This is a genomic window from Aquibium microcysteis, assembly GCF_014495845.1.
In the GTDB taxonomy this organism is placed as follows: Bacteria; Pseudomonadota; Alphaproteobacteria; order Rhizobiales; family Rhizobiaceae; genus Aquibium; species Aquibium microcysteis.
This window is the reverse complement of record NZ_CP061080.1, coordinates 3,471,308-3,496,660: the sequence shown is the minus strand read 5'-3', so window position 1 is coordinate 3,496,660 and position 25,353 is coordinate 3,471,308. Positions and strand designations below refer to the sequence as shown.

General features: G+C 67.6%; 21 protein-coding genes and 1 pseudogene. 6 read left to right on the top strand and 16 right to left on the bottom strand.

Features of this window, described 5'->3' with window-relative positions:
* Nucleotides 1-25: 25 nt before the first annotated feature.
* On the bottom strand, nt 26-1,678 hold the full coding sequence (locus tag IAI54_RS16275; RefSeq protein WP_187968197.1) for an outer membrane beta-barrel protein: 1,653 nt from the start codon (nt 1,676-1,678) through the stop codon (nt 26-28).
* 136 nt (nt 1,679-1,814) lie between these two features.
* On the opposite strand from IAI54_RS16275, the gene IAI54_RS16270 reads away from it, so the two are divergent.
* Nucleotides 1,815-2,813 (top strand): KpsF/GutQ family sugar-phosphate isomerase, encoded by a 999-nt coding sequence (locus tag IAI54_RS16270; RefSeq protein WP_187968196.1) that lies wholly within the window; start codon nt 1,815-1,817, stop codon nt 2,811-2,813.
* Nucleotides 2,814-2,825: 12 nt separating this feature from the next.
* Here the strand turns inward: IAI54_RS16270 and IAI54_RS16265 are convergent, their stop codons facing one another.
* From IAI54_RS16265 to IAI54_RS16220, 10 genes are all read right to left on the bottom strand, one after another.
* Nucleotides 2,826-3,284: an NfeD family protein gene (locus IAI54_RS16265; RefSeq protein ID WP_187968195.1), complete on the bottom strand. Its 459-nt coding sequence runs from the start codon at nt 3,282-3,284 to the stop codon at nt 2,826-2,828.
* A gap of 25 nt (nt 3,285-3,309) precedes the next feature.
* Nucleotides 3,310-4,263, bottom strand: a complete 954-nt coding sequence (locus IAI54_RS16260) for an SPFH domain-containing protein (protein WP_187968194.1) — start codon at nt 4,261-4,263, stop codon at nt 3,310-3,312.
* Between the two features lie 120 nt (nt 4,264-4,383).
* Nucleotides 4,384-5,400, bottom strand: coding sequence for an alpha/beta hydrolase (locus tag IAI54_RS16255; protein WP_210321138.1), 1,017 nt, complete (start codon nt 5,398-5,400; stop codon nt 4,384-4,386).
* Between the two features lie 100 nt (nt 5,401-5,500).
* Entirely contained in the window at nt 5,501-6,715 is a 1,215-nt protein-coding gene (locus tag IAI54_RS16250) for an NAD(P)/FAD-dependent oxidoreductase (protein WP_187968193.1), read from the bottom strand.
* Between the two features lie 61 nt (nt 6,716-6,776).
* Nucleotides 6,777-7,841, bottom strand: coding sequence for a ferrochelatase (hemH, locus tag IAI54_RS16245; protein WP_187968192.1), 1,065 nt, complete (start codon nt 7,839-7,841; stop codon nt 6,777-6,779).
* Between the two features lie 135 nt (nt 7,842-7,976).
* On the bottom strand, nt 7,977-10,304 hold the full coding sequence (locus tag IAI54_RS16240; protein ID WP_187968191.1) for a 5'-nucleotidase C-terminal domain-containing protein: 2,328 nt from the start codon (nt 10,302-10,304) through the stop codon (nt 7,977-7,979).
* 159 nt (nt 10,305-10,463) lie between these two features.
* A complete protein-coding gene (locus tag IAI54_RS16235; RefSeq protein ID WP_187968190.1) occupies nt 10,464-11,717 on the bottom strand; it encodes a phenylacetate--CoA ligase family protein in 1,254 nt (417 codons plus the stop codon).
* A 25-nt stretch (nt 11,718-11,742) separates the two neighbouring features.
* Nucleotides 11,743-12,423, bottom strand: coding sequence for a zinc metallopeptidase (locus tag IAI54_RS16230; RefSeq protein WP_187968189.1), 681 nt, complete (start codon nt 12,421-12,423; stop codon nt 11,743-11,745).
* A gap of 34 nt (nt 12,424-12,457) precedes the next feature.
* The gene (omp10, locus tag IAI54_RS16225; protein WP_187968188.1) at nt 12,458-12,838 is read right to left on the bottom strand and encodes an outer membrane lipoprotein Omp10; all 381 of its coding nucleotides are present in this window, start codon (nt 12,836-12,838) and stop codon (nt 12,458-12,460) included.
* A 78-nt stretch (nt 12,839-12,916) separates the two neighbouring features.
* A complete protein-coding gene (locus IAI54_RS16220; RefSeq protein ID WP_187968187.1) occupies nt 12,917-14,362 on the bottom strand; it encodes a homospermidine synthase in 1,446 nt (481 codons plus the stop codon).
* Nucleotides 14,363-14,609: 247 nt separating this feature from the next.
* On the opposite strand from IAI54_RS16220, the gene ilvD reads away from it, so the two are divergent.
* From ilvD to IAI54_RS28830, 3 genes and pseudogenes are all read left to right on the top strand, one after another.
* Nucleotides 14,610-16,445, top strand: coding sequence for a dihydroxy-acid dehydratase (gene ilvD, locus IAI54_RS16215; protein WP_187968186.1), 1,836 nt, complete (start codon nt 14,610-14,612; stop codon nt 16,443-16,445).
* A gap of 57 nt (nt 16,446-16,502) precedes the next feature.
* Nucleotides 16,503-16,973: pseudogene (locus IAI54_RS28835) on the top strand (P-loop NTPase family protein); the annotation flags it as partial.
* Nucleotides 16,974-17,099: 126 nt separating this feature from the next.
* Nucleotides 17,100-17,393: a hypothetical protein gene (locus tag IAI54_RS28830; protein ID WP_210321285.1), complete on the top strand. Its 294-nt coding sequence runs from the start codon at nt 17,100-17,102 to the stop codon at nt 17,391-17,393.
* A gap of 76 nt (nt 17,394-17,469) precedes the next feature.
* Here IAI54_RS28830 and IAI54_RS16205 read toward each other — a convergent pair whose 3' ends face one another.
* From IAI54_RS16205 to IAI54_RS16190, 4 genes are read right to left on the bottom strand one after another with little or no spacing between them, the layout of a single operon-like run.
* The gene (locus tag IAI54_RS16205) at nt 17,470-18,408 is read right to left on the bottom strand and encodes a heme-dependent oxidative N-demethylase family protein (protein WP_187968184.1); all 939 of its coding nucleotides are present in this window, start codon (nt 18,406-18,408) and stop codon (nt 17,470-17,472) included.
* Nucleotides 18,405-18,704 carry a type II toxin-antitoxin system RelE/ParE family toxin gene (locus IAI54_RS16200; RefSeq protein WP_187968183.1) on the bottom strand — a complete coding sequence of 100 codons (300 nt, stop codon included), beginning with the start codon at nt 18,702-18,704 and terminating at the stop codon, nt 18,405-18,407. Before IAI54_RS16200 ends, IAI54_RS16205 begins: the two co-directional genes overlap by 4 nt.
* A complete protein-coding gene (locus tag IAI54_RS16195) occupies nt 18,701-18,973 on the bottom strand; it encodes a ribbon-helix-helix domain-containing protein (protein WP_187968182.1) in 273 nt (90 codons plus the stop codon). The genes IAI54_RS16200 and IAI54_RS16195 overlap by 4 nt, the downstream gene beginning before the upstream one ends.
* A gap of 51 nt (nt 18,974-19,024) precedes the next feature.
* The gene (locus IAI54_RS16190) at nt 19,025-20,803 is read right to left on the bottom strand and encodes a M3 family oligoendopeptidase (protein WP_235679072.1); all 1,779 of its coding nucleotides are present in this window, start codon (nt 20,801-20,803) and stop codon (nt 19,025-19,027) included.
* A 231-nt stretch (nt 20,804-21,034) separates the two neighbouring features.
* On the opposite strand from IAI54_RS16190, the gene IAI54_RS16185 reads away from it, so the two are divergent.
* Nucleotides 21,035-22,549 carry a sigma-54-dependent transcriptional regulator gene (locus IAI54_RS16185; RefSeq protein WP_187973191.1) on the top strand — a complete coding sequence of 505 codons (1,515 nt, stop codon included), beginning with the start codon at nt 21,035-21,037 and terminating at the stop codon, nt 22,547-22,549.
* A gap of 277 nt (nt 22,550-22,826) precedes the next feature.
* Nucleotides 22,827-24,602, top strand: a complete 1,776-nt coding sequence (mepK, locus tag IAI54_RS16180) for a peptidoglycan L,D-endopeptidase MepK (RefSeq protein WP_187968180.1) — start codon at nt 22,827-22,829, stop codon at nt 24,600-24,602.
* Between the two features lie 53 nt (nt 24,603-24,655).
* On the opposite strand, the gene IAI54_RS16175 is transcribed toward mepK, so the two are convergent.
* A complete protein-coding gene (locus tag IAI54_RS16175; RefSeq protein WP_187968179.1) occupies nt 24,656-25,306 on the bottom strand; it encodes a 2-dehydro-3-deoxy-phosphogluconate aldolase in 651 nt (216 codons plus the stop codon).
* Between the last annotated feature and the right edge of the window lie 47 nt (nt 25,307-25,353).

Sequence of the window (25,353 nt, the reverse complement as noted above, 5' to 3'; positions counted from 1 at the left end):
CGAGGATCTCGCCTCCGGCGCTGGCTCAGCGCTGGAGTTTGAGCCCGAGATAGATGCTGCTCTCGTCATAGTCGCGGTTCGGTCGGGTGCTGTCGAGCCGCTCGTGGCGGATCCGTCCGTTGACCCCGGCGAAACGGTTCATCCACCAGGTCGCGTTCACCTCGGCCGAGAGCGTGGTCTCGGTGTCGGACGAGTTGACGTAGTCGCGGAAGGAAATGCCGCCCAGAAGGCCGAGAGTGAGGTTCGGCCGCGATTCGCGGAGGAGTTCGACGCGGGAGGTGTAGAGCACCGACCCGCTGTCGGCGGCTGTCGTGGAGCCTTCGACGGAGGTTCCGCCGGTCACCCGGACGGTGGTGCCGCGCATCGGTGACCACGACAATGTCCCGTCGAGCAGGAGCGCCGAAACCGGCACCAGCCGGTCGTCGTCGAAGCTTTCGCGCAGCCAGCCGACCGACACTTCGCCCTGGACCTTCTCGCCGAGGTCGATCTCGGTCCCGCCCGTCAGCGCGAAGCGATCGGCGGAACGGCGATAGCCGGACGTATCCTGCTGGAGATCGTAGCTGCGGCGACCGATCTCGGCCTCGATGAAGGGCGTGAAGGCTGGCGACACCTCGTAGCCGCCCCGCAGGGCGATCGTCGAAAGCGTGAAGTTGCGATCCTCCTGCGAGACGGTGCCGCAGCACAGGCCTTCGAAATCGGAATAGATCTCGCGCTCGACCGCGCCGGTCAGACCGAGCCTGGCCCGGCCGAAACTGCGCTCCACGCCGAGGCTCGCAGACATCTCGTGGTTCAGCGGCTTGCTGTCGGTCGCGGGAAGAACGATCGGCGACGATGCGGCTTCCGGCGCCATACGGTAGGAGGCGGTTGCCGTCACCGTCGTCTCGCGGCCGAGGTCGTAGGCGAGCGAGCCGTCGATGCCCAGTTCGGTCCTCTCGTAGTCCCCGCCGGAAACCGACTTCTGGAAGATGCCGACGGCCTCGACCTGCGCCGAATGGCTCGACCAGTCCGAGACGGCGCGCAGGCGCAGTTCCGACTGCGAGACGAAGGCTTCGCCTCCCGCGTTCTTCTTGTCGATGTTGGACGACCAGAGGATGCCCTGATCGAGCGTCACCGTCGCGTCGAAGGTTCCGAGTCTGAGGCCGAGGGGAGCATAGGGGTTCTGTTCCCGTGCGACCGTGCCGGTCTCGATCGCGTCCAGCCGGGCATTGCCGGGTTCGACCCGCCGGTTCAGTTCCTCGTCCAGCGCGTCGATCCTCTGTGTCCTGCCCTGGGCGGGCACGATAGCCGGTTCGGCAGGCACGGCTGCGTCAGGCGCCTCTGTTCGTGCGGCCCGGGCGTCCGAGCGCCCCCGGCGTGTCGTGGCGGCCCGCTGCGGCATCGCCGGAGCCGTCGTCTGATCGGCATCCACCTCGAAGGGGAAGAGGCTGTCACCGTCGGCCGGTTCGTCGGGAACGGCGCCCGCGCTCGCCGGGCGGTAGGGCGGGAGCGACAGGGCGGGGGAGAGGAGTGCCGCGCTCCCGTCGGTCTGTCGGCGGAGATCGGCCTGGGGAACCTCGCCCCGCCTTGCTGCGTCCTGAGCGACGGCATGGGCGCAGAGCGCGGCGAGACCGACCGTCGCCAGCAGGATGCGGCCGCCGCCGATGCGTGCTGTCCTGACCGCCCCACTGATCGACATCATGTTTTCCCACGACCGCGCGCGCCGCGCAGACTTTAGCGAAGCGTAAACGGGCTTGGTTAACGGAGCGTTGAGCATGCCCTTGGACGGGCGGCAAACAGCGTTGGACAGTGCCGGAACATTGTTCTAGACGGCAGGCATGCATGGACAGAGACCGAAGACCAGAGCCGATGCCCGCGAGGCTATCGCGTCCGCGATGCGGACCGTCGCGACGGAACAGGCCGGTCTCGCGCTGCTGGCGGCGGCGCTGGACGACGGTCTCTCGCAGCCTTTCGCCGCGGCAATCGAAATCCTGTCGCAGATATCGGGCCGGGTGATCGTCACCGGCGTCGGCAAGAGTGGCCACATCGGCTCGAAGCTCGCCGCGACGCTTGCCTCGACCGGTACGCCCGCCTTCTTCGTCCATCCGGCGGAAGCCAATCACGGCGACCTCGGCATGATTGCGGCCGACGACGCGATCGTCGCGATGTCGTGGTCCGGGGAGAGCGCCGAGCTGAAGGGCATCGTCGCCTATTCTCGCCGGTTCAAGATCCCGCTGATTGCGATGACCTCGGGCGAAGCTTCGACGCTCGCGGCGGCCGCCGACGTCGTGCTGTGCCTGCCCAGGGCGCCCGAAGCCTGTCCGCACGGCCTGGCTCCTACGACGTCGACGCTGCTGCAGCTCGCCGTCGGCGACGCGTTGGCGATCGCGCTGCTCGAGGCGCGCGGCTTCACGCCCGACCACTTCCGCACCTTTCACCCGGGCGGCCAGCTCGGTGCCAACCTGACTCAGGTGCGCGAGATCATGCATGCGGGCGACGAGCTGCCTGCCGTGCCGCTCGGGACGCTGATGCCGGACGCGATCCGCGAACTCGCGCGCAAGCGGTTCGGCTGCGTGTGCGTGACGCGGGAGGACGGCCGGCTGGCCGGCATCTTCACCGACGGCGATCTGGCCCGGAGCCTGCATCTCAACCTCGCCGACACGCGCATCGACGATCTGATGACGCGCACGCCCAAGACGATCGGACCGCGCCTGCTGGCGGCCGAGGCGATGGCGCTGCTCAACGAGCACAATATCAGCGCGCTGGTGGTCGAGGAAAACGGCTATCCGCTCGGCGTCGTGCATTTCCACGACCTGCTGAAGCTCGGCGCGGCCTGAGCCGACGGCGGATCACACCCTCTCGACGACGAGATCTCCGTCCCTGACGTCGCAGACCCTCACCTGCGTACCCGGCGCGACGTCCGGGCCGACGATGCTCCACCAGGTGTCCCCGAGCTTGAGACGGCCGCGACCGTTGCGGATCGGATGCTCCAGCGTGCCGGTGCGGCCGACGAGCTGGCGGGCTCGCTGGTTGAGGAGCGGCTCGTCGATCGACGTATCGCTGCGGCGGTAGAAGCGGTAGCCGAACCAGGCGGCAGCGAGCGACGCGGCGAGGAAAGCGAGAACCTGCACCTGCCAGATCCAGAAGGCGGCGTCCCAGACGAAGAAGGACAGCGCGCCGATCGCGATCGCAGCGATGCCGATCCAGACCAGGAACACGCCCGGCACGACGATTTCGAGCGCGAGAAGCACGAAGCCCAGGACCATCCAGTTCCACGGGCCGAGTTCGCCCACGATGCGCTCGATCATGTCGTCGTCTCCCGCCGCGCCAGGATCAGGACTCGTCCGTCGGCCGCACGACCGGCGGGCGGTTGGCGCCGCGCGTGTTCTGGGTCGGCGACTGGCCGCCGAAGACTTCCTTGGCGATGGCGCCGATGCCTCCGAGCGATCCGACCAGCGCCGATGCCTCGACGGGCAGCATCACGACCTTGCTGTTGCCCGACGATCCGATCTTGGCCAGTGCCTCGGTATACTTCAGGGCCACGAAATAGTTGATCGCCTGGACGTCGCCCTTGGCGATCGCCTCGGAAACGACCTGGGTCGCGCGCGCCTCGGCCTCGGCGGAGCGTTCGCGGGCCTCCGCGTCGCGGAAGGCTGCTTCCTTGCGGCCCTCGGCCTCCAGCACCTGCGCCTGCTTGAGGCCTTCGGCATCCAGGATCTGGGCGCGCTTGTTGCGCTCGGCCATCATCTGGCGGGCCATGGATTCCACCAGGTTGGCCGGCGGGTTGATGTCCTTGATCTCGACGCGCGTGACCTTGATGCCCCACGGCTTGCCCGCCTCGTCGACGATCCTGAGCAGGCGTTCGTTGATCGCTTCGCGGTTCGACAGAAGCTCGTCGAGATCCATGGAGCCCATCACCGAACGGATGTTGGTCATGGTCAGGTTGAGCAGCGCGTTCTGCAGGTCCGCGACCTGGTAGGCGGCCTGAGCGGCCACGAGCACCTGGTAGAAGGCCACGCCGTCGACCGCCACGATGGCGTTGTCGCGGGTGATGACCTCCTGGGTCGGGACGTCCAGCACCTGCTCCATCATGTTCAGCTTGGCGCCGATGCGGTCGATGAAGGGGACGATGATGTTGAGGCCCGGCACGAGCGTGCGCGTGTAGCGGCCGAAGCGCTCGACGGTCCAGTTGGAGCCTTGCGGCACGGTCTTGATGCCCGCGTAGAGCACAAGCAGCACGAGAATGACCAGGATGACGACGACGATGTCAAAACCCGAGAACGGCATCGACTTTCCCCCTTTTTCGCCTGCACGCAGGCCACTCAGCGATTCGGACCGCCTTGGATCCCGAGGATCATGTAGGAGGGAATCATGGCGGAAACAATTCGTGAAGATCGCCGCGCGACCTCAGTCGCCGGCGAGCCGCTTCAGGAAGTCCTCCACCGCCGCGAACGCCGCGTCGTCGGTCACGAGGCCAAGGTGGCCGATGCCGGGGAGGATCACGTAGGTTCCGCCCGGCGCATGCGGGGCGATCGTCGGCTCGTAGCGATCGGCGAAGAAGGCCTCGTCCTCCGCTCCCGCGACCACCAGGAAGGGAAGCGTCATGGCCTTCAGGTCGGCTGCGTAGTCGGAACGCGGCGCGTAGGAGGTGTTCAGCGCATAGCTGTAGGTGGTCGTCGCCGTATGTCCGAGCGGCCCGTCGAGCACGGTCTTCGGCACGGCGAAGGAGATCACCGGCAGGTGGTTCAGCGCCGTGACGCCGACGGCATTCAACAGGGTGAGACCGATGATGCGGCGGGTGGCAGGCTGTGCCCAGCCGCCTGAGTCCGGCCGCGTCGTCGGCGCATCATGTTTCAGGAACGGCGCCATGAGGATAAACGCGTCGACCATGTCGCCATAGGTCCCGCCCGCGAAGCGTATGACGAAGCCGCCGCCCGACGAGTGGCCGCCGAGCACGATCTGCGTCCGGCTGCCGGCCTCGTCGCGCAGCGCCACGATCAGGTCGGCAATGTCTTCTTCCAGCTGGCCGACATGATCGATGTCGCCGCGTCGGTCCGGCGCTTCGCCATGGCCGCGCATGTCCGGCACGATCACCGTCCCGAGCCCGGCCGCCGCAAGGTGCTTCGCCATGGCGTGGAACTGCATGCCATGCCAGCTCGAACCGTGGACCAGCACGATGTAGCGACCCGGTGCGCCGGGATAGCGCCGGTAGGGAAGGGCCGCCCCCTCGCGGGCTTCGAAGCTGGAGGCTTGCGGCAGATCGGACAGGTCCTGCGCCAATGCCGCCGCGAAATCGAGGCCGCCGCTCTCCGTCGTCTGCCGCTCCGGTGCCGCAGGCGGCTCCGACGAGGCCACCAGCGCCAGGGCTATCCCGAAATAGATCGCGACGATGACTGCCGCGATGCCGACCACCTTTTCGAACACACGCCCTCTCCCGTCCCACCCGTTGGCTACGGAGTATCGCAGCCGGCGCCGCGAGGCAAAGAAACCATTGCGCAGCGGCGCGGCCGTGTGCGGTCGGCCGTCAGCCGCGGTCGAAGGCGAAGAGGTCGGCGTCGCGGTCCTTCCGCCCGGTCAGGGTTGCCGTAATCAGTTCGGAGGCGATGCGGGAGAAGGTGATGCCGTTGCCGCCGTAGCCCAGCACCGCATGGAAGCCCGGACGGCCCGGCACCGGCCCGATGAGCGGCAATCCGGTCGGCGTCGTGCCGAAGGCACCCGCCCAGGCGTAGTCCGGGGTGGGGTCGACGCCGGGCAGCAGCTGCTTCAGCTTTTCGCTGATCCGCTGGGTCTTCTCGGCGATCAGCACGTCCCTCGCCATCTGGTCGGAGAAGGGCTCGTCCTCGCCGCCGCAGACGATGCGGCCGTCATGGGTGGCGCGGAGATAGAGATAGGGATCGGACGCTTCCCACATGAACGCCGCCTCGGGCCAGATCGCGCGCGGCTGCGGCCTCGTCGCGAGGGCATAGGTGGAAATGATCTCGTGTCCGTCACGCGGCACGATGCCGGCGAGTTCGTATCCGGTGGCGAGGACGGCGGCGGTGGCCGAGAGGGTGGGGCCTTCCTTCGTGCCGATGGAAACGCCGCCACGGTGGCTCTCGTAGCTCGTCGCCTCGACGGGCGCATGGAGCCGCGCGCCCCGGCTCGCGGCAGACGCCAGGAACCCCGCGGCCAGGCGGCGCGGATCGAGTGCGAGATTGCCGTAGGACAGGAGGGCCGCCTTGCGGTCGATGCCGAAGCGCTCCTTCAGCTGGCCTGCGGTCAGGTAGGCGCCATAGAGGCCCGCCGCATGGCGTGCCTCACCTTCCGCCCGCAGCGCCTCCGGTGCCAGAAGGTTGCCGGCAAGATAGAGCGAGGGCCGTTCGGCGAGCCGGCAGTCGATGCCGAGTTCGGCGATACGCGCGGCGAGGTTGCCGACGGCGAGCCGCGAGCGGCGCCATGCCCGCTCGGCGCGGTCCTTGCCGATCCGGCGGGAGAGCGCGGTCAGCGGCTGGTCGATCTCGTGCTGGACGAGGGCGGTGGTTGCGGCCGTCGACCCAAGCATCGGGCCGCGCCTGTCGATCAGGATGACCGACAGCCCGGCGTTCGACAGCGCGTCGGCGATCATGGCGGCACTGATGCCCATCCCCACGATCGCGACGTCGGCTTTGGCGTCGCGCGTGAGCCGCGTGGCATCTGGCGCGGGCGCGCGGTAGGCTCTCCACACCGGGCGTCCGGTATGCAGGTCGAGCTTGCGTGTCATGAGGGGAGAACTCCGTGCGAGGCGCCGCTCAAACGGGCGGGCGCCCCGACGGTTCCGTCGATCAGGCCCAGCCGCCCAGTTCGCGCCGGACCAGAGCTTCGATGACCGCCATGCCCTCTTCGGAGTCGTTCAGGCAGGGAATGTGGGTGAAATTCGTTCCGCCATGTTCATGGAAGATTTCGCCGACTTCGCCGGCGATCTCCTCCAGCGTCTCGAGGCAGTCGGAAACGAAGCCGGGATTGAAGACGGCGATCGACTTGACGCCATCCGTCGCTAGCTTCTCCACGGTCTTGTCGGTGTAGGGCTGCAGCCATTCCTCGGGACCGAAGCGCGACTGGAAGCAGGTGATCAGCCTGTCCTTCTCCCAGCCGAGGCGCTCGCGCAGCAGACGCGTCGTCTTCATGCAATGGCAATGGTAGGGATCGCCGCGCTTGAAATAGCTCTGCGGGATGCCGTGATAGGAGGCGATCACCACTTCAGGCTCGAAATCGAGGGTCGCGAGGTGCTTCTCGATCGATCGGGCGAGCGCGTCGATGTAGACCGGCTCGTCGTGATAGGCGGGTATGGTGCGCACGGCCGGCATCCAGCGCATCTGCACCAGTGCCTCGAAGAACTTGTCGTTCACGGTCGCCGTGGTGGTCGCGGAATACTGCGGATAGAGCGGGAACATCACGATCCGGTCGCACCCGGCCTTGGTCATGCGGTCCAGAACGCTGGCGATCGACGGATTGCCGTAGCGCATCGCCCAGTCGACCATCACGTGATCATGCCCCGCGAGGGCCTCGGCGAGCTTTTCGGACTGCGACCTCGTGTAGGTTCGCAGCGGCGACTCGTTCTTCTCCTGGTTCCAGATCTTGTCGTAGAGCGCGCCAGACTTCTTCGGGCGGGTGTTGAGCACGATGCCGTAGAGGATCGGGTACCAGAAGGCCCGCGGCCATTCGATCACCCGGCGGTCGGACAGGAACTCCGCCAGATAGCGGCGCATCGATGTCTTGTCCGTCGCGTCGGGGGTACCGAGATTGACGAGAAGCACACCAACCTTGGGCAGGGCCACCGGCGGATGATCCACCGGGAGCGGTCCGATCGCCCGGACGTTCTGCATGACGGGTAGGGTGGTGACGTTCATGAAGTTCCCCTTCGGAGCGAGGGACATAGCGTGAAACGCCGGAGATTCAATCCGGACCCGAGGCAAACCCGCCGCTCGGAACGGGAAAACCCGCCCCCGGAACCGGAGGCGGGTCGATTCGTCGCGGAAGCGACGTCAGTTCGCCGGCGGTACCACCAGCGAGGCGCCGATCGGGAGATCCATCGGATCGTAGGTCGGGTTGGCCTCCTGCAGCTTCTTCCACATCGCGCCGCGGCCATAGAACTTGCGCGACAGGCTCCAGTAGTTGTCGCCGCGCGCGATCACGTAGGGCTTGGGAGCGGCGGCAGCGGCCGCGGCGGCCTTGGCCTCTTCCTCGGCCTTCATGGCCGCGGCCTTGGCCTCCTCTTCCGCCTTCGCGGCGGCTTCGGCGGCTGCCTTCTCGGCTTCCACCTTGGCAGCGGCGGCCTTGGCTTCTTCCTCGGCCTTCATGGCTGCGGCCTTGGCCTCCTCTTCCGCCTTTGCGGCGGCGGCCTTGGCCTCTTCCTCTGCCTTCATGGCCGCGGCCTTGGCCTCCTCTTCCGCCTTGGCAGCGGCGGCCTTGGCCTCTTCCTCTGCCTTCATGGCGGCGGCCTTGGCTTCCTCCTCCGCCTTGGCGGCGGCTTCGGCTGCTGCCTTCTCCGCGGCCTCGGCGGCGGCCTTCGCTTCGGCTTCGGCCTTCTGTGCCGTCTCGTCGACCGGCACGGTCGGAGCCGTCGCCGTCAGGGTCGACGACATGGCCGGCAGTTCCGGCAGCTTCGTCTCGGCCGCCGGCTCGGCGGGCGCTGCCGCGGGCGCGGCTTCTGCAGCCGGGGCCGCTTCGGCCTTCTGTTCCTCCGCCGGCGCGGCGGCCGCGATCACGGTGATACGGCCCTCGACCTTCGGGGTGTAAGGATTGTTGGCCGCCAGATACTCGGCGACCGCGTCTTCGAGGCTCGGACCGAAGTCATAGGCGTTCTGGGCATTGGTGGCGAAGAGCTTGTAGCCGTCGCCGCCGCCGCGCACGAAGTTGTTGGTGACGATGGAGTAGATCTTGTCGTCTTCGAGCGGCACCCAGGCGCCGTTCTCCATGGTCTCGATCGACTTCAGACGACCCTCATTGGGAGCGACCGACATGTCGAAGGAGTATTTGAGGCCGGCGACCTGCGGGAACTTGCCCTTGATCTCCTCGATCTCGGACAGGCCCTGCTCGATCGAAGCCTTCAGATCCTTGCCGGAAAGCTGGAAGGTGGCGATGGAATTCTGGAAGGGCAGGACCGTCAGGACCTCGCCCATGGTGATCTGGCCGGCGTCGATCGAGGCGCGCAGTCCGCCGCCGTTCTGGATGGCGATGGTCACGCCCTGGCCCCTGGTGCGCTCCAGCATCGCATCGGCCACGAGGTTGCCCATCGAGCATTCCTGGGTGCGACAGACGTCGCGGTTGCCGTCGATGGTCGCGGTCGCCTCGGACACCGGCCGCTGCTTGAGCTCGGCGATCGGTGCGCCGAGTTCCTTGACGCGGGCCTCCAGCGTCGCGTCGGGTGTCACCGAAGCGTCGAGCAGAACCGTATCGCCGGTAGCGGACTTGACGACGCCGGCATCGTCGAACACGACCTTGAGCTCGCCGACATATTTCGAATAGGCGTAGGCCTGCACGATCGGCACGTCCTGGCCGCCCGGGTTCTTGACCATCGTCGGGTATTTCGGCGCGCCTTCGACGGTGTTCGACAGGAGCGTGTGGCTGTGGCCGCCGACGATGACGTCGATCCCGTCGACGGCAGCGGCGATGTCCTGGTCCTTGGGGAAGCCGACATGCGACAGGAGAACGATCTTGTTGACGCCCTCGGCCTCCAAGCGGGTGACCGCGCCCTTCAGGTACTCGATCTCGTCCTCGAAGGTGACGTTGGCGCCGGGCGAGGAGGTCACGTCGGTGTCGGTGGCCAGAACGGACACGATGCCGATCTTCTGCCCGCCGACGTCGAGGATCACATTCTCCTTGATCTTCCCTGCCAGTGCGGCCTCCGCCTCGGCGACCTTCGTGTTGCCGGAGACGACGGGGAACTTCGCCTCGTCGATGAAGGCGGCGAGCAGCGCCGGTCCGTCGTCGAACTCGTGATTGCCCACCGCCATGGCATCGAAGCCGATGGCGTTCATGAACTCGACCGTGTCCTTGCCCTTGTAGGTCGTGTAGAAGAGCGAGCCCTGAAACTGGTCGCCGGCGTCGAGCACGATGACGTTCTCGTTGGCCGCCTTGAGCGCGTTGCGGCGCTCGTCGAGCTTGGTCTTCACGCGCGCGATGCCGCCCAGGCACTGGGCTTCCGCCGCTTCCTTCTCCGAACAGGTTGAGTCGTACTTGTTGATCGCCTCGATGCGTGAATGCAGGTCGTTGATGTGCAGGATGTTCAGCGTGTAGTCGGCGAAGGACGCTGCCGTCGACAGAGCGAGCGTCGAGGCCGATAGCGCGGCGAGGGTGATGAGCTTCTTCATGGTCGGTCTCCTGTAGGTGTCCGGCACTGTCGCGTAACCGGACGGGCGAAGCGAGTTCGTAGGCGGTGTCTAGCCGATCCGGATGTCAGGGGTGTTGCATCGTCGGCGAGCATGTTCCCATCGCCTCCGCGCGGATGCAAGGCACTTCGTCGGCACCGGTCAGGCGCCGTAGTCGCGATCGTCGGCGATCACCTTGCCGTCGTTGGGAAGGCTGCCCGGCGGCACGATCTCGACGCCGCCGCCGAGCTTGGTGACGTCGCGAAGCGACGCGCCCAGTGCGGTGGCGTCGAGGGCGGCGCCGTTTGCCGGCTCGACCCGCAGCGCCATGGCGTCGCTTTCGCCCGCCCGGGTCACGACGAGCCGCGCGCGCGCAACGCCCGGGTGGCGGCGAACCACCTCGGCGACCTGTTTCGGATCGACGAACATGCCCTTCACCTTCGTGCGCTGGTCGGCGCGTCCCATCCAGCCTCGGATGCGCATGCCCGTGCGGCCGCAGGGCGAGGTGCCGGGCATGATGGCGGAGAGATCGCCGGTGCCGAGCCGGACCAGCGGATAGACCGGATTGAACCCGGTCACGACCACCTCGCCCACCTCGCCGTCGGCGACGGGATCGCCCGTGCCGGGCCGCACGATCTCGACGATCAGGTTCTCGTTGAGCAGCATGCCTGGATGCGGATTTCCGTCCGGATCGCACGACTCGTAGGCGATGACGCCGAACTCTGCCGTGGCGTAGCACTGCATCACCTTCACACCGCGTGACGCATACTCGGCCCGCAGGGAGGGAAACAGTGCGCCGCCCGACACCACCGCGCGGGAAAAGGCGGAGAGGTCCTTCCCTGCCTGGTCGGCGCGGTCGAGCATCACCTTCAGGAAGTCAGGCGTTCCGCAATAGACGGTGGGCTTCAGGGCCGCGGCCGCGTCGACCTGCATGTCGGTGTTGCCGATCCCGGCGGGAAAGACGGTGCAGCCCAGCGCACGCGCGCCGGCGTCGAGCATGAAGCCGCCCGGCGTCAGGTGATAGGAGAACGCGTTGTGGACGGTGTCGCGCGGCCGGATCCCGGCGGCGAAGAAGGCGCGTGCGGAATGGGCGGCCTCCTCTTCGGGTGCCTCCGGTTCCCAGATCGGGCCGGGCGAGAGAAAGACGCGGCGGCCACGCATGGCGGCCTCGTCGGCAAACCCGCCGAACGGAGGATTGGCGGCCTGGAACTCCATCAGTTCCGCCTTGCGCAGCACGGGCAGGGTCGAAAGCGCGGCGCGGGAAACGATGCCGGCCGGATCGATGCCATCGAGGTGGCGAGCGAGACCGGGCGCCTTCCTGACCGCGCCCGCGAGGAAGCCCGGCAGCCGGGCGAAAAGATCGGCCTCGCGCCGTTCGGGGGCGCGCGTCTCCAGTTCGTCGAAATAGGCTTTCATCGCGGCTCCCTCCCTCGGCCGCCCCTTATCGCAGGAGCCTGATCCAGCGCGCAAGATTGATCAGGGAGATCAGTGCTCCGGCGACGTAGGTGAAGGCGGCTGCGCGCAAGACGCTCCGGGCGGCTGGAAGGTCGTCCTCGGAGAGATAGCCGCCCTCCTTCAGGATGGGCAGGGCCTTGACGAAGCTCGCATCCGTCTCCACCGGCAGGGTCACGAGATTGACCACGACGCGGACCGACAGGAGGGCGACGCCGATCGCGATCGCGCCCGCCAGCGCGGCGGGGCTTCGGATGACGACGGTGAGGACGGGAGCGGCGACGAAGAAGACGCCGGCGATCCGGTCGGTGAACAGGGCGACCTTGGCCAGCCGCTGCCGCAGCGCCAGCTTCCGTTCGCCGTTGCCGTGCTGGATTGCATGTGCGACCTCGTGCGCGGCGATGGCCACGGCCGAGAGCGAGCGGCCGCCATGATGCTGCGGCAGGAGCCGAACGGCGGACGCTTCCGGATCGTAGTGATCCCCCTTGTCGGTCGCCTCGACCCTGACGTGGCCGAGCCCGAAGCGGTCGAGCAGGTGCCGCGCCAGTTCGCCGCCGGTGCCGGGAAGGTCGGGGCGGTCGGTGGCGTGCCGGCTGATCGTCATCCGGACCAGAAGCTGCGGCAGCGTGATCGCCAGCAGCACGACGATCGCGACGATGGCCGCGATCATGCCGTTCTGCTCCGAGGCCCGGCGTGGTCGTTCCTCAGGCCGTCCCGCGCCGCACGAGGACGAACTGGTTGCCGGTGGAGCTCGTGCAGTTGAGCTGACGCGGGTTGACCAGGCTGCAGGCGACGCTCGACGTGGTCTGACGGATCAGGGAGGTCAGGTTGATGTCGATCGTGCGCGCGTCGCGCTGGACGTAGTTGCCTTCAGCCAGCTTGTTTCCCGTGTCGGTTGCGAAGGTCTCGAACCGACCGCCGGTGAAGCGCGAGACGGCCACGCCGTCCGTGCCCATCCAGTCGCCCTCGACGCCGCTCTGTGCCCGCACGATCGGACCCGTTCCGCCGCCGCGCGGTCCGTCGAACGTGCAGCCGGCCAGCGCGGCCACTGCGGTCGCCGCCGCGACCATACGTAGAGCCTTCATGGAGACCTCCTCTCAAGGATCGGCATTTCATGCCGCGCCCCCGCAACAAAAGCAAGGCGGCGACGCGTCGCCCAATGTTCAGCGGACGAGGATGTTCCGGAACTGCCAGGGATCCGTCGTGTCCAGATCCTCCTCGAAGAGACCCGGGCGTCCGTCGAGCGGGGTCCAGTCCGTGTAGTAGCCGTTGACGGGACCCAGATAGGGCCGCTGCACCTCGAGACAACGCCGGTAGTCCATCTCGTCGGTCTCGACGATGCCGGCCTGCGGGTTCTCCAGCGCCCAGACCATGCCGGCCAGAACCGAGGACGACACCTGGAGGCCTGTCGCGTTCTGGTACGGGGCGAGCCGGCGCGCCTCTTCGAGCGTGAGCTGCGAGCCGTACCAATAGGCGTTCTTCCCGTGGCCGTAGAGCAGCACGCCGAGTTCGTCCTTGCCGTCGACCAGTTCGGTCTCGTCGAGCACGTGCTGGACCGGCTGGGCCTTGCCGGCGGCGCCGAACATCTCGTGCAGCGACAGAACCGCGTCGTTGCAGGGATGGTAGGCATAGTGGCACGTGGGCCGGTAGACTGCCTCGCCCTCCTTGTCGCGGACCGTGAAATAGTCGGCGATCGAAATGGCCTCGTTGTGGGTCACGAGAAAGCCGTACTGCGGCCCCGGCGTCGGGCACCAGGTGCGCACGCGGGTGTTGGCACCGGGCTGTTCGAGGAAGATCCCGGCCTTCGAGCCCTTCTTGTGCTTCCTGGCGTTTTTCGGCGTCCATTGCTCGTGGGTACCCCAGCCCAGTTCTGCCGGCTGCAGGCCCTCGGAAATGAAGCCTTCGACGGACCAGGTGTTCCAGAACACGTCCATCGGCTTGGGGCTCTTCGTGCGCTGGGTGTCGCGCTCGGCGATGTGGATGCCCTTGACGCCGAGCTTCCTCATCAGTTTCGCCCAGCCTTCGCGGTCGTCCGCCGACGGCTCGGTGATCTTCACGTCCATGTCGGCGGCGAGGTTGACCAGCGCCTGCTTCACGAACCACGACACCATGCCGGGGTTGGCACCGCAGCAGGACACCGCCGTGGTGCCGCCGGGGTGCTTCGCCTTTTCGGCGCGCACGGTCTCGCGCAGCGCGTAGTTGGTGCGCGAGGCGTTGTCGGCGTCCTTGTCGAAATAGAAGCCGAGCCAGGGTTCGACCACTGTGTCGATGTACAGCACGCCGAGCTTGCGGCAGAGCTTCATCAGGTCGAGGGACGAGGTGTCGACCGACAGATTGACGCAGAAGCCCTGACCCTCGCCTGCGGTCAGCAGCGGCGTCAGCAGGTCCTTGTAGTTCTTCTTCGTCACGTGCTCCTTGACGAAGGCGATGCCCCGCTCGTCGAGCAGCGCCTTGTCGGCATCGGAGGGATCGATCACGACCATGCGCGACTTGTCGAAGGTGAAATGGCGCTCGATCAGTGGAAGCGTTCCGCGGCTGATCGATCCGAAGCCGATCATCACGATCGGGCCGCTGATCTCGCCATGGTGCGGCCAGGTCTGTTTCGCCATTCGCAAGTGCTCCTTCGTGCGTCCGCGCGGTCCTTCCAGATCGCAAACGGCGGCTAAACCACAGTTTGACGTCATAATAAAGAGCCGGGCCTGCCGGGAAGCAAACGAGACCCGGGCCTGCGCCGCGCACGTGCCGGCGCCACCGCCTGGGAAAACCGTACCGAACGGTACGGTACGCCCTTCACATATGCGAGTCCCGACGCTACATTGCGGGCATCAGCAAGAGCACCGGACGGAAGCGCCCATCATGCCACCCTATCGCTCCAGAACCACCACCCACGGCCGCAACATGGCCGGCGCGCGCGGCCTGTGGCGCGCGACCGGCGTGAAGGACAGCGATTTCGGCAAGCCGATCATCGCCGTCGTCAACTCCTTCACGCAGTTCGTGCCGGGCCACGTGCATCTGAAGGATCTCGGCCAGCTGGTCGCGCGCGAGATCGAGGCTGCCGGCGGCATCGCCAAGGAATTCAACACGATCGCGGTCGATGACGGCATCGCGATGGGGCATGACGGCATGCTCTATTCGCTGCCGTCGCGCGAGGTGATCACGGATGCCGTCGAGTACATGGTCAACGCGCACTGCGCCGACGCCATGGTCTGCATCTCCAACTGCGACAAGATCACGCCGGGCATGCTCAACGCGGCCATGCGCCTCAACATTCCCTCGGTCTTCGTCTCCGGCGGGCCGATGGAGGCCGGCAAAGTCGTGCTCGAGGGCAGAACCGTCTCGATCGACCTGATCGACGCGATGGTTGCCGCTGCCGACGACAAGGTGTCGGATGCCGACGTGCAGGTGATCGAACGCTCTGCCTGTCCGACCTGCGGGTCCTGCTCTGGCATGTTCACCGCCAATTCGATGAACTGCCTGACGGAAGCGCTCGGCCTGTCGCTGCCCGGCAACGGCTCGACGCTCGCCACGCACGCCGACCGGCGCCGCCTCTTCGTCGAGGCGGGCCATCTCGTCGTCGATCTCGCGCGTCGCTACTACGAGCAGGAGGACGCGAGCGTGCTGCCGCGCAACGTCGCCAACCGCAAGGCGTTCGAGAACGCGATGTCGCTCGACATCGCCATGGGCGGATCGACCAACACGATCCTGCACATCCTGGCAGCAGCGTACGAGGGCGGGATCGACTTCGACATGGACGACATCGACCGGCTGTCGCGCCGGGTGCCCTGCCTTTCGAAGGTCGCCCCGGCCAAGAGCGACGTGCACATGGAGGACGTCCATCGCGCCGGCGGCATCATGCGCATCCTCGGCGAACTCGACCGCGCCGGCCTCATCCACCGCGATACGCCCACCGTCCATGCCGAGACCATCGGCGATGCCATCGATCGCTGGGACATCACCCGGACCGATTCGAAGATGGTGCATGACTTCTTCAAGGCCGCACCCGGTGGCGTTCCGACCCAGGTGGCGTTCAGCCAGTCGAGCCGCTGGGACGAGCTCGACATGGACGGCGAGAAGGGCGTCATCCGCTCGGCCGAACATCCTTTCTCCAAGGATGGCGGGCTCGCCGTGCTCAAGGGGAACGTGGCGTCCGACGGCTGCGTCGTGAAGACCGCCGGAGTCGACGAATCCATCCTGAGGTTCACCGGCCCGGCCGTGGTCTACGAGAGCCAGGACGCGGCGGTGAAGGGCATCCTCGGCAACGAGGTCAAGGCGGGGGACGTGGTGGTGATCCGCTACGAGGGGCCGAAGGGCGGACCCGGCATGCAGGAAATGCTCTATCCCACGAGCTATCTGAAGTCGAAGGGGCTGGGCAAGGCCTGCGCGCTGCTCACCGACGGGCGCTTCTCGGGTGGCACGTCCGGTCTTTCCATCGGACATGTCTCGCCGGAGGCGGCGAGCGGCGGCACGATCGGGCTGGTGCGGAGCGGCGACCTGATCGACATCGACATTCCGAACCGGACCATCAACCTCCTCGTTCCGGACGACGAACTCGCCGCGCGTCGCGCCGAGCAGGATCTGGCGGGCTGGAAGCCCGTCGAGCCGCGCAAGCGTAACGTCACGACGGCCCTGAAGGCCTATGCCGCGTTTGCGGCGAGTGCCGACAAGGGTGCGGTGCGCGTCCTGCCGGAGTAGGTTCATCCCGGAGACCTGGCGGCCGCGCCACGCGGCCGCCGGCACGGAGGTCGTGCGATGGGCATTCCGGGTGTTCGTGTCTACGTCACGGGAGCCGCCGGGTCCGGCGTCACCACGCTTGGCCGGGCGCTGGCCCGGACGCTCGGCATCACCCATGTCGACTGCGACGACCATTACTGGATGCCGACAGATCCGCCCTACACGACCCGGCGCCCCGCGGTCGCGCGGGTGCCGCTGATCCGCGAGGCGCTCGGTGAGGCGGGATGGGTCCTGACCGGATCGTTCGACGGCTGGGGAGACCCGCTGATCGACCGCATCGACCTGATCGTCTTCCTGTCCACGCCGCATGCCGTCCGGATGGCCCGGCTCGCGACCCGCGAGCGGCAGCGCTTCGGCGACCGCATCCTCCCGGACGGCGACATGCATGGCATCCACCGGTCGTTCATGGACTGGGCCGCGGGCTACGAGAACCCTGCCTTCAATGGCCGCAATCGCGCCCGGCACGAGGCCTGGCTGGCGGTCCAGAGGGCGCCGGTTCTGCGGCTCGACGGCGACAGGCCGACGGCCGACCTCGTGGCCGCGACGCGGCAGACGCTCGGCGCATTGCCCGGCGTCGTCTTCCATCCTAGGTTCAGCCGCAAAGGGAGAACGGTCATGGACGAGACGGAAGGCTGGCGGCACATGAAGTTCGCGCCGCGCGACGGCACGCGGATCCTCGTGACGGTGCGGGCCTCCGAACAGGGGGCTGCCGACGTCGACGTCGCGCACTGGGCGCGGGGCGATCAGTTCGGGGCGGAAGGCTGGCGGTCGGCGGATTCGCACCCCGGCCAGATCATCGGCTATGCGGAGCCGGAGCTGAAATGCTGGATGCCGCTGCCGAAGGCCGGCTCCGCAGCGCGGCCGACGCCCTGGGAAGAGGGCGAGGAACTGTTCGGTTCCGGGATCTGACGTCACCGCTCTGCACGGCGACGGCTGCGGGCGACGGGCTCCGTCCCAGCGCCCGCCCGGGTCGTCGTGCCGGCCTTCACGGATCGATCGGCTGCACTTCGTCCCGCGCCAGGGCCTCCAGCGCATGGATCAGACCGTCGCGGTCGGCGGCGAACCCCTTGTAGTCCAGCTGGTCGTCATCCATCGCCCGCAACTGGGCAGCGAAGGAGCGGGCGAGTTCCGCCCGCTGCGGATGGCCGGCAAGTGCCGCCAGGGGGTCGACGAAGATGCGGATCGTGAACAGGACGTCGCCCGAGTGAGGAAGCTTGCGCAGCGTCTGGCGCTCGACCCGGACGAAGGCTCTTTCAGCCGGCGCATCTCCGAAGCGCGCCGGACGCGCCGCCGCACGCTCGTCGCGCTGCCGCGACGTCATCGGCTTGTGCAACTCGTCATCGGACTGCAGCGACCAGTTCAGCCGTTCCACCGGCCGGTCGACGCGCAGATTGTCGAACATGCGGGCGATCAGCCCTGCCGGTCGGGTGCCCGGGCCGAAGCCCGGTACCGGTGCGTGGATGTCGTCCATCGAGCGCCCGAACTTCTCCGACAGCAGCCAGGACGAGGGAAAGCACAGCGACGCGGCGGCGAGCCGCCAGCCGTCGGCGCCGCGGCGCATCAGCACCAGATCCTCCTGCACCAGCAGCGAGGCGGCGAGCAGCGGCGGGTGGTCTTCAGCACCGACGCTGTCGAGCGCGGCCAGCGCCGCCTCCCACTGCCGCGTCCCGGGGAAGACCGAGGGAAAGCCGCCGATCAGGTGGTCGCGCACGAGGCCGAACACCTCCGCCTGCGCTGCCTCCGTCTCCGGCTCTGCACGGAACACGGCGCCGCGGTCGCGCGCGACCAGCGCGCGCTTCTGCTCGAGATAGGACTCGTAGTGCCGGTCGACATCGATCCATGTGGCGAGGTCGAGCTGCCTGAGGCCGATGGTGAAGGGCGTCGAGGAGCCGTCGTAGGGCGTGTGGGTGGGGAGGTTTGTCACTGCCGATCTTCGAACTGTGCTCGCCAGTTCCTGTGTCCTTCGGTCACCATGGCCACGGTGACGACTTTACTGTCAGCGTCGTAGGAGTAGAGCGCAACATAGCTTCCGAAGACGACGTAGCGCAGGTTTCCGATCCTGACACCTGATTCAGGGAACACGGACAGCTTGCGGACAATCCGGGCGCTGAGGTCCTCGACGAAGGAACTGCCACGCCGTTCGTTGTCGATCGAAATGAAGTCGATGATGGCATGGAGATCGGCAATGGCATTCGTCGAGAAGACGACCTTTGCGCTCATCGGTTACCGCTTGCAACCATTCGGACTCGCTCACGCAACCGCTCGAAGAACGCGTCGTCGGCTTCCTCGACTTCACCGCGCTCGATCTGGCCCATGGACACCCGCATCCGCTCACGGAGAACTTCGCCATCGGCTTCCCAGGCAGCCTTGTCCTTAGCGATCTTGTCCGCCAACGCATCCTCGATCGCCTCGATCTCGGACGCGTAGCGGCCGACGCGCACCTGCTCGGCGATCCAGTCTGCCTGGTGTTTCTTGAGCGGAATGGTCATTCCCGTCTCCTTTCGCGGCAGATTACACCGCGTGCCTCCCCCGCGCCAGCATCACCCCTCCATCGCTTCCAGCTCGTCGATCAGCCCCTCGATCACCGACAGGCCGCGGGCCCAGAAGCCGGGGTCGGATGCGTCGAGTCCGAAAGGCGCCAGCAATTCGGAATGGTGCTTCGTCCCGCCCGCCTTCAGCATGTCGAAATACTTGTCCTGGAAGCCCTGCTCCGCGTTCTGGTAGACCGCGTAGAGGGAGTTCACCAGGCAGTCGCCGAAGGCATAGGCGTAGACGTAGAAGGGCGAATGGATGAAGTGGGGGATATAGGCCCAGAACACCTCGTAGCCCTCGCGCAGCCGGATCGCGGGCCCCAGGCTCTCGGCCTGCACCTCCAGCCAGAACTCGCCCAGCTGGTCGGCCGTCAGTTCGCCCTGCCGGCGCTGGGCGTGGACCTTGCGCTCGAACTCGTAGAAGGCGATCTGGCGCACGACCGTGTTGATCATGTCCTCCACCTTCTGCGCCAGCATGGCCTTTCGCTCGTGCCGGTCCCGGGTCTTGTCGAGCAGGGAGCGGAAGGTCAGCATCTCGCCGAAGACCGACGCCGTCTCGGCGAGCGTCAGCGGCGTCGACGCCATCAGCGCGCCCTGCCGGCCGGCGAGCACCTGATGGACGCCATGGCCGAGTTCGTGGGCGAGGGTCATCACGTCGCGCGGCTTGCCCATGTAGTTCAGCAGAACGTAGGGGTGCACCGACGGAACCGTCGGGTGCGCGAAGGCGCCGGGCGCCTTGCCGGGGCGCACCGGCGCATCGATCCAGTTGCGGTCGAAGAAGGCGCGGGCGATCTCGGCCATCTCCGGCGAAAAGCCGTGGTAGGCGGACAACACCGTGTTCTTCGCCTCTTCCCAACCGATCACCGACTGCGGCGTCTCGGGCAGCGGCGCGTTCCGATCCCAATGGTTCATCTGCTCCATGCCGAGCCACTTCGCCTTCATGGCGTAGTAGCGGTGCGAAAGCCGCGGGTAGGCATCGCGCACCGCCGCCGCGAGCGCATCGACCACCTCGCGCTCCACGCGGTTCGCCAGATGGCGCGAATCGGCGATGTCCTCGAAGCCGCGCCAGCGGTCCGATATCTCCTTGTCCTTGGCCAGCGTGTTGGTGATCAGCGTGAAGAGGCGCAGATTGTCCTTGAAAGTCGCTGCAAGCGCCTCCGCCGCCGCCTGGCGCTTTCGCGACAGCGGATCCTGCAGCAGGTTCAGCGTCGGTTCCAGCGACAGGTCCTCGCCATCGACGGAGAAACGCAGCGACGACATGGTTTCGTCGAAGAGCCGGTTCCAGGCGCCGCGTCCGGTCACCGATTTCTCGTGGAACAGCTGCTCGACACGATCCTCGAGCTGAAACGGCCGGTCCTTTCGCAGGTCCTCTATCCAGGGGCGATAGCGCGCGAAAGCCTCGTCGGCGGCAAGCGCCGCCTCGATGTCGGCTTCCTCGACCTTGTTCAACTCCAGCGCGAAGAACAGCAGATGCGCGCTGGCATCGGTCATCTTCTCCTGGATGTCGCCATAGAGCTTGGCGCGCTTCGGGTCGCTGGTATCGCCGGCATAGACGAGGCTGGCATAGGAGACGATGCGGCCGATGAGTTCCTCCAGCGCCTCGTAGCCGTGCATCATGGCGCCCAGGCGCCCGTCGCCGGGCGCCTTCGCGGCATCGCCGATCCGTCCCTTCCACGCGTCCTCGAAGGCCACGGCGTCGGAATGCGCGCGGGCGAGGTCGCGCCGCAGGTCGGGGGCATCCAACCCGGGATACAGGTCCGCCAGGTTCCATTCGGGCAGGTCGCCCATCGTCGCCGGCCGCCCGGCGATTCCCGTCGCCGATGGTGTCCGCGACGCGCGCGCATCGTGTCCAATACCTGGAAATATCATCGTTTTTCCTCGTCCGCCGAAGTGCCGCCGCCCAATGCGCCGATCCGAAAGGGTTTGTTCACCGGCTTTCTTGAACCCCTATTTAGAACCCTGTGCCATGATGATCCAGACAACAAAACTCGACCATACAACGACCCGTGCGAAGGCTTCATGTCGCAGCCGATCCTCATCGTCGACGACGATCCCGTGCAGCGCCGTCTCCTCGAGGCGGCCGTGACGCGGACGGGGCGTGCCGTGGTGACGGCCGACGGCGGACGCACCGCGATCGAGAAGCTCGCCGCAGCGCCGGACGGTTTCGCCCTCGTGGTCCTCGACCTCGTCATGCCGGAGACCGACGGGCTTGCCGTGCTCCGGACGATGCGTGAACAGGGCGTGACGATCCCGGTCATCGTCCAGACGGCGCAGGCCGGCATCGATACCGTCGTGGCGGCGATGCGAGCCGGCGCCTTCGACTTCGTGGTCAAGCCGGTTTCGCCCGAGCGGCTGCAGGCGGCGATCGCCAACGCCATCAAGGTCGAGACGCACGAGACGGCGAGCCGCCGTTCGCGCCCGGCTGCGCCGGCCACGCTGGCGATCCGGGATCTGGTGACGCGCAGTCCGTCCATGGACCGCGTGATCCGGCTGGCCCAGAAAGCGGCGGCGTCCAACATCCCGATCCTCATCGAGGGCGAATCGGGCGTCGGCAAGGAAGTCATCGCCCGGGCCATCCAGGGGTCGGGACCGCGCCGCGGCAAGCCGTTCGTCACGGTCAACTGCGGCGCCATTCCGGACAATCTCGTCGAAAGCATCCTGTTCGGGCACGAGAAGGGCTCCTTCACCGGCGCGACGGACAAGCACCAGGGCAAGTTCCTCGAGGCCAACAACGGGACGCTGTTCCTCGACGAGATCGGCGATCTCCCGCTCGACGTGCAGGTGAAACTGCTGCGGGCCGTGCAGCAGGGAGAGGTCGATCCGGTCGGCGGCCGCGCGCCGGTCAAGGTCGACATCCGCCTGATCTCGGCCACGCACCGGGACCTGCTCCAGCGCGTCCGCGACGGATTGTTCCGGGAGGACCTGTTCTACCGGCTCAACGTCTTCCCGATCTTCGTGCCGCCGCTGCGCGACCGGCGCGAGGACATCGCCGATCTCGTGCGCCATTTCATCGGCACCATCGGAGCCGCGGAGACCGGCGGACGCATCTCGGGCATCTCCGGCGAGGCGATGGCCATCCTCAAGAGCTACGACTGGCCGGGCAACATCCGCCAGCTCGAAAACGCCATCTTCCGCGCCGTGGTGCTGTGCGAGGGCGCAACGCTGACCTCGGAGGACTTTCCGCAGATCCGGGCCCAGGTCGGCCATGTCGAGCCGGGCAACGAGACCGGGTTCCACGTCGAGGATGCCGGCGCGCCGGTCGGCGCGCGCGACGATGCGTCGTTGCCGCGCAGCGACGGCATCGAGGCGTTGCGCAGTCCGGCCGGGGTCCTCGATGCGCTCGACGAGCGCGGCAACGTCCGGTCACTCGCCGACGTCGAACTCGCCATGATCCAGTTCGCGATCGACCACTATGAAGGCCAGATGAGCGAGGTCGCCCGGCGGCTCGGGATCGGCCGCTCGACCCTCTACCGCAAGCTCAAGGAGTACGGCATCGATCCCGATGCCGGCCGCGCCGACCGAATCGCCTCCTGAACGACCGTCTCCGCGCCTCCGATTCGCACGAATCGCACCCGCCATTCCTCGCCGAACATGGCAGGATTTCGTTTACCATGGCATTCCCGGGCCGTTTTCGGCCGCCCGGATGCCATCCTGTGAACGCATTTCCTCTTCAATAAGCTGCGATTAACCATTAGGGTCGATAGTCGGTCGGGGTGGGTGGCCTCGACTGGTCGTCGGGGACAAATACAAGCCAACAAGGCTGATCGGTTTGAACATTCGGATTTCCTCCATCGCACGGTGGCCGCTGGCCATGTCCGCGCGCCCCGCAATCGCCCTCGCCGCCGTCGCCCTGGCGCTCGCGACCCTGTTCGCAGCCGGCAGCGCCCATGCCGAGACCCGCACGCTCAAGCTCTACTACATCCACACCAAGGAGCGTGCCGAGATCACCTACAAGAAGGACGGACGCTACGTGCAGTCCGGCCTCAACCAGCTCAACCGCTTCCTGCGTGACTGGCGACGCAACGAGCCGACCAAGATGGACCCGCGGCTGTTCGACCTCGTCTGGGAGGCCTACCAGCGCGTCGGCGGACGGGACTACATCCATGTCGTGTCGGCCTATCGGTCTCCGGCCACCAACTCCATGCTGCGCAGCCGCAGCAACGGCGTCGCCAAGAACAGCCAGCACACGCTCGGCCGTGCGATGGATTTCTACATCCCGGGCGTCAAGCTGGCGAAGCTTCGCGAGGCGGGCCTTAAGATGGGCGGTGGCGGCGTCGGGTACTACCCGACCTCCGGCGCACCCTTCGTCCATCTGGACGTCGGCAGCGTCCGCCACTGGCCGCGTATGAGCCGCAAGGAACTCGTCTCCGTCTTCCCCAATGGCGGCACGCTGCACGTGCCGTCCGACGGCAAGCCGCTGCCGAATTACGAGCAGGCGCTGGCGGCCTACAAGTCCAAGGGCCGCACCGGCCCCACCATCAACGTGGCCAGCGGCGGCTCCGGCGAGGGCCGTGGCCGCGGCCTCCTTGCCACGCTGTTCGGCGGCGGCGCGGACGAGGAAGAAGAGAGCGGGTCCGAGTTCCAGCGCCTGGCTTCGGTCAGCCCGCGCGATGCCGGGGCTGCTCCGACCGCGCGCCGCAGCGAGCCTGCTGCCGCCGTCCGCCGCACGGAGCCCGGCGCTCCGGAACCGTCCGCACCGCTTCCGGGCGTCGCCGCAGCCGGATCGGCCGTCGAAATCCCGCAGACTGCGCCGATCCCCGCCGCCGAGCCTGAGCCCGTGCAGGACGATTCGCCGGCAGCCGTCATTGCCGCTCTCTCGGCGCGGAGTGTCCCGGTTCCGGCTTTCGCACCCCGCGCGGCGCCTCCCGCCGCGGCCGCTGCGGTCGCCGCCGTCGCGAAGCCGGCCGAGGGCGTCACCGTGGCCTCGCTCGTGCCCGTGCCCACGCTTCGTCCGCAGGCTGCCGCGGACGTGCCGCCCGCCGCGGCCGAACCGGCCGTCCAGACTGCCGCAGCAACTCCGGAGGCCGGCGTCGCCGCTGTGCCGACACCGGCCCAGCCGGCCGTCATGGTGGGGCAATCCGACATTCAACTCGCGGCCTTCGCGCCGGTCCCCGAACTCCGCCCGGCCACCGGACCCATCGCCGAGCTCATCGCCGCCATGCCGCCGGTGCAGCAGCCGCTGGACGCCGAAAGGGACCTCGCGGCGGTGGAAACCGGTGCGTCGCAGCGGTCGGCGATCCTGGCGGCTGCCGGCAAGGTGGTACCCGAAAAGGCCATCGCCACGAACGTGCGCACGACGGCCAAGGCGGCGCGTCCCGGTCCGCAGGACGGCAAGGCCGATCCGCGTCCGGTCGTGATCCCCGTCGACGACATCGCCGCACAGTGGGCGCTGGAGAAGGCTGGTCGCCTGCAGCGGGCCATCGCCAGCGCGAAGGAACCGTCGCTCGCGCACAAGGCGATCCGCACCGCGCCGACGCAGGTCTACACCTCGGGATTCGCGCCGGTGGCGAAGGAGCCCGATCCGAGCCGCTTCTCCGGCAATGCCGTGACGTTCCTCTCCGTCGCCCGATTCGACGCGACGAACTGAGAAACAAGCACGCCGTTTCGAAGGCCCGGTCTTTGCGCCGGGCCTTTCCTCGTTCAGGACTGACCGGCGCGGGCGGCGGTGACGGCCTTGCGTGCGAGTTCCTCGACACCGTCCCAGTCGCCCGCATCGACGAGTTCATCGGGCGCAACCCACGACCCGCCGACGCAGAGAACGTTCGACAGCGCGAGGTAGGACGCCGCATTGGCAGCCGTGATGCCGCCGGTCGGGCAGAAGCGGATACCTGCCAGCGGCGATGACAGCGCCTTCAGGAAGGCGGCGCCTCCGGCCTGTTCGGCCGGGAAGAACTTCAGCAGCGAATATCCTTCCTCTGCGGCAGCCATGATCTCGCTCGGCGTGATGGCGCCCGGCAGCAGCGGGACGTCGGAGCCGCGGGCGGAGTCGAGCAGCTCCTGAGTCGTGCCGGGGCTGACGATGAAACGCGCCCCGGCGTCGACGGCCTGGTCGAACTGCCGCGCCGAGAGGATGGTGCCGGCGCCGACCACCGCCTCGGGTACCTCTGCCGCGGCGAGCCGGATGGCGTCGAGCGCGTCGCGCGTGCGCAGCGTGATCTCGATGGCCGGCAGGCCGCCTCTCGCCAGCGCCCGCGCCAGCGGCACTGCATCCGCCACGCGCGCGATCTTCAGGACGGGGATCACCGGCTGGCCGGTCATGATCGGAAGCAGCTTGTCGGCTTTCTGCGGCATGGCGGCAATGATCCTTCTCTATCCCGCGCGGGTCTCCCGTTCCCTAT

Coding starts and splice junctions, on each gene's coding strand:
- IAI54_RS16275 (WP_187968197.1), bottom strand. CDS start 1,678: ATGATGTCGATCAGTGGGGCGGTCAGGACAGCACGCATCGGCGGCGGC.
- IAI54_RS16270 (WP_187968196.1), top strand. CDS start 1,815: ATGCATGGACAGAGACCGAAGACCAGAGCCGATGCCCGCGAGGCTATC.
- IAI54_RS16265 (WP_187968195.1), bottom strand. CDS start 3,284: ATGATCGAGCGCATCGTGGGCGAACTCGGCCCGTGGAACTGGATGGTC.
- IAI54_RS16260 (WP_187968194.1), bottom strand. CDS start 4,263: ATGCCGTTCTCGGGTTTTGACATCGTCGTCGTCATCCTGGTCATTCTC.
- IAI54_RS16250 (WP_187968193.1), bottom strand. CDS start 6,715: ATGACACGCAAGCTCGACCTGCATACCGGACGCCCGGTGTGGAGAGCC.
- hemH (WP_187968192.1), bottom strand. CDS start 7,841: ATGAACGTCACCACCCTACCCGTCATGCAGAACGTCCGGGCGATCGGA.
- IAI54_RS16240 (WP_187968191.1), bottom strand. CDS start 10,304: ATGAAGAAGCTCATCACCCTCGCCGCGCTATCGGCCTCGACGCTCGCT.
- IAI54_RS16235 (WP_187968190.1), bottom strand. CDS start 11,717: ATGAAAGCCTATTTCGACGAACTGGAGACGCGCGCCCCCGAACGGCGC.
- IAI54_RS16230 (WP_187968189.1), bottom strand. CDS start 12,423: ATGATCGCGGCCATCGTCGCGATCGTCGTGCTGCTGGCGATCACGCTG.
- omp10 (WP_187968188.1), bottom strand. CDS start 12,838: ATGAAGGCTCTACGTATGGTCGCGGCGGCGACCGCAGTGGCCGCGCTG.
- IAI54_RS16220 (WP_187968187.1), bottom strand. CDS start 14,362: ATGGCGAAACAGACCTGGCCGCACCATGGCGAGATCAGCGGCCCGATC.
- ilvD (WP_187968186.1), top strand. CDS start 14,610: ATGCCACCCTATCGCTCCAGAACCACCACCCACGGCCGCAACATGGCC.
- IAI54_RS28830 (WP_210321285.1), top strand. CDS start 17,100: ATGGACGAGACGGAAGGCTGGCGGCACATGAAGTTCGCGCCGCGCGAC.
- IAI54_RS16200 (WP_187968183.1), bottom strand. CDS start 18,704: ATGAGCGCAAAGGTCGTCTTCTCGACGAATGCCATTGCCGATCTCCAT.
- IAI54_RS16195 (WP_187968182.1), bottom strand. CDS start 18,973: ATGACCATTCCGCTCAAGAAACACCAGGCAGACTGGATCGCCGAGCAG.
- IAI54_RS16190 (WP_235679072.1), bottom strand. CDS start 20,803: ATGGGCGACCTGCCCGAATGGAACCTGGCGGACCTGTATCCCGGGTTG.
- IAI54_RS16185 (WP_187973191.1), top strand. CDS start 21,035: ATGTCGCAGCCGATCCTCATCGTCGACGACGATCCCGTGCAGCGCCGT.
- mepK (WP_187968180.1), top strand. CDS start 22,827: ATGTCCGCGCGCCCCGCAATCGCCCTCGCCGCCGTCGCCCTGGCGCTC.
- IAI54_RS16175 (WP_187968179.1), bottom strand. CDS start 25,306: ATGCCGCAGAAAGCCGACAAGCTGCTTCCGATCATGACCGGCCAGCCG.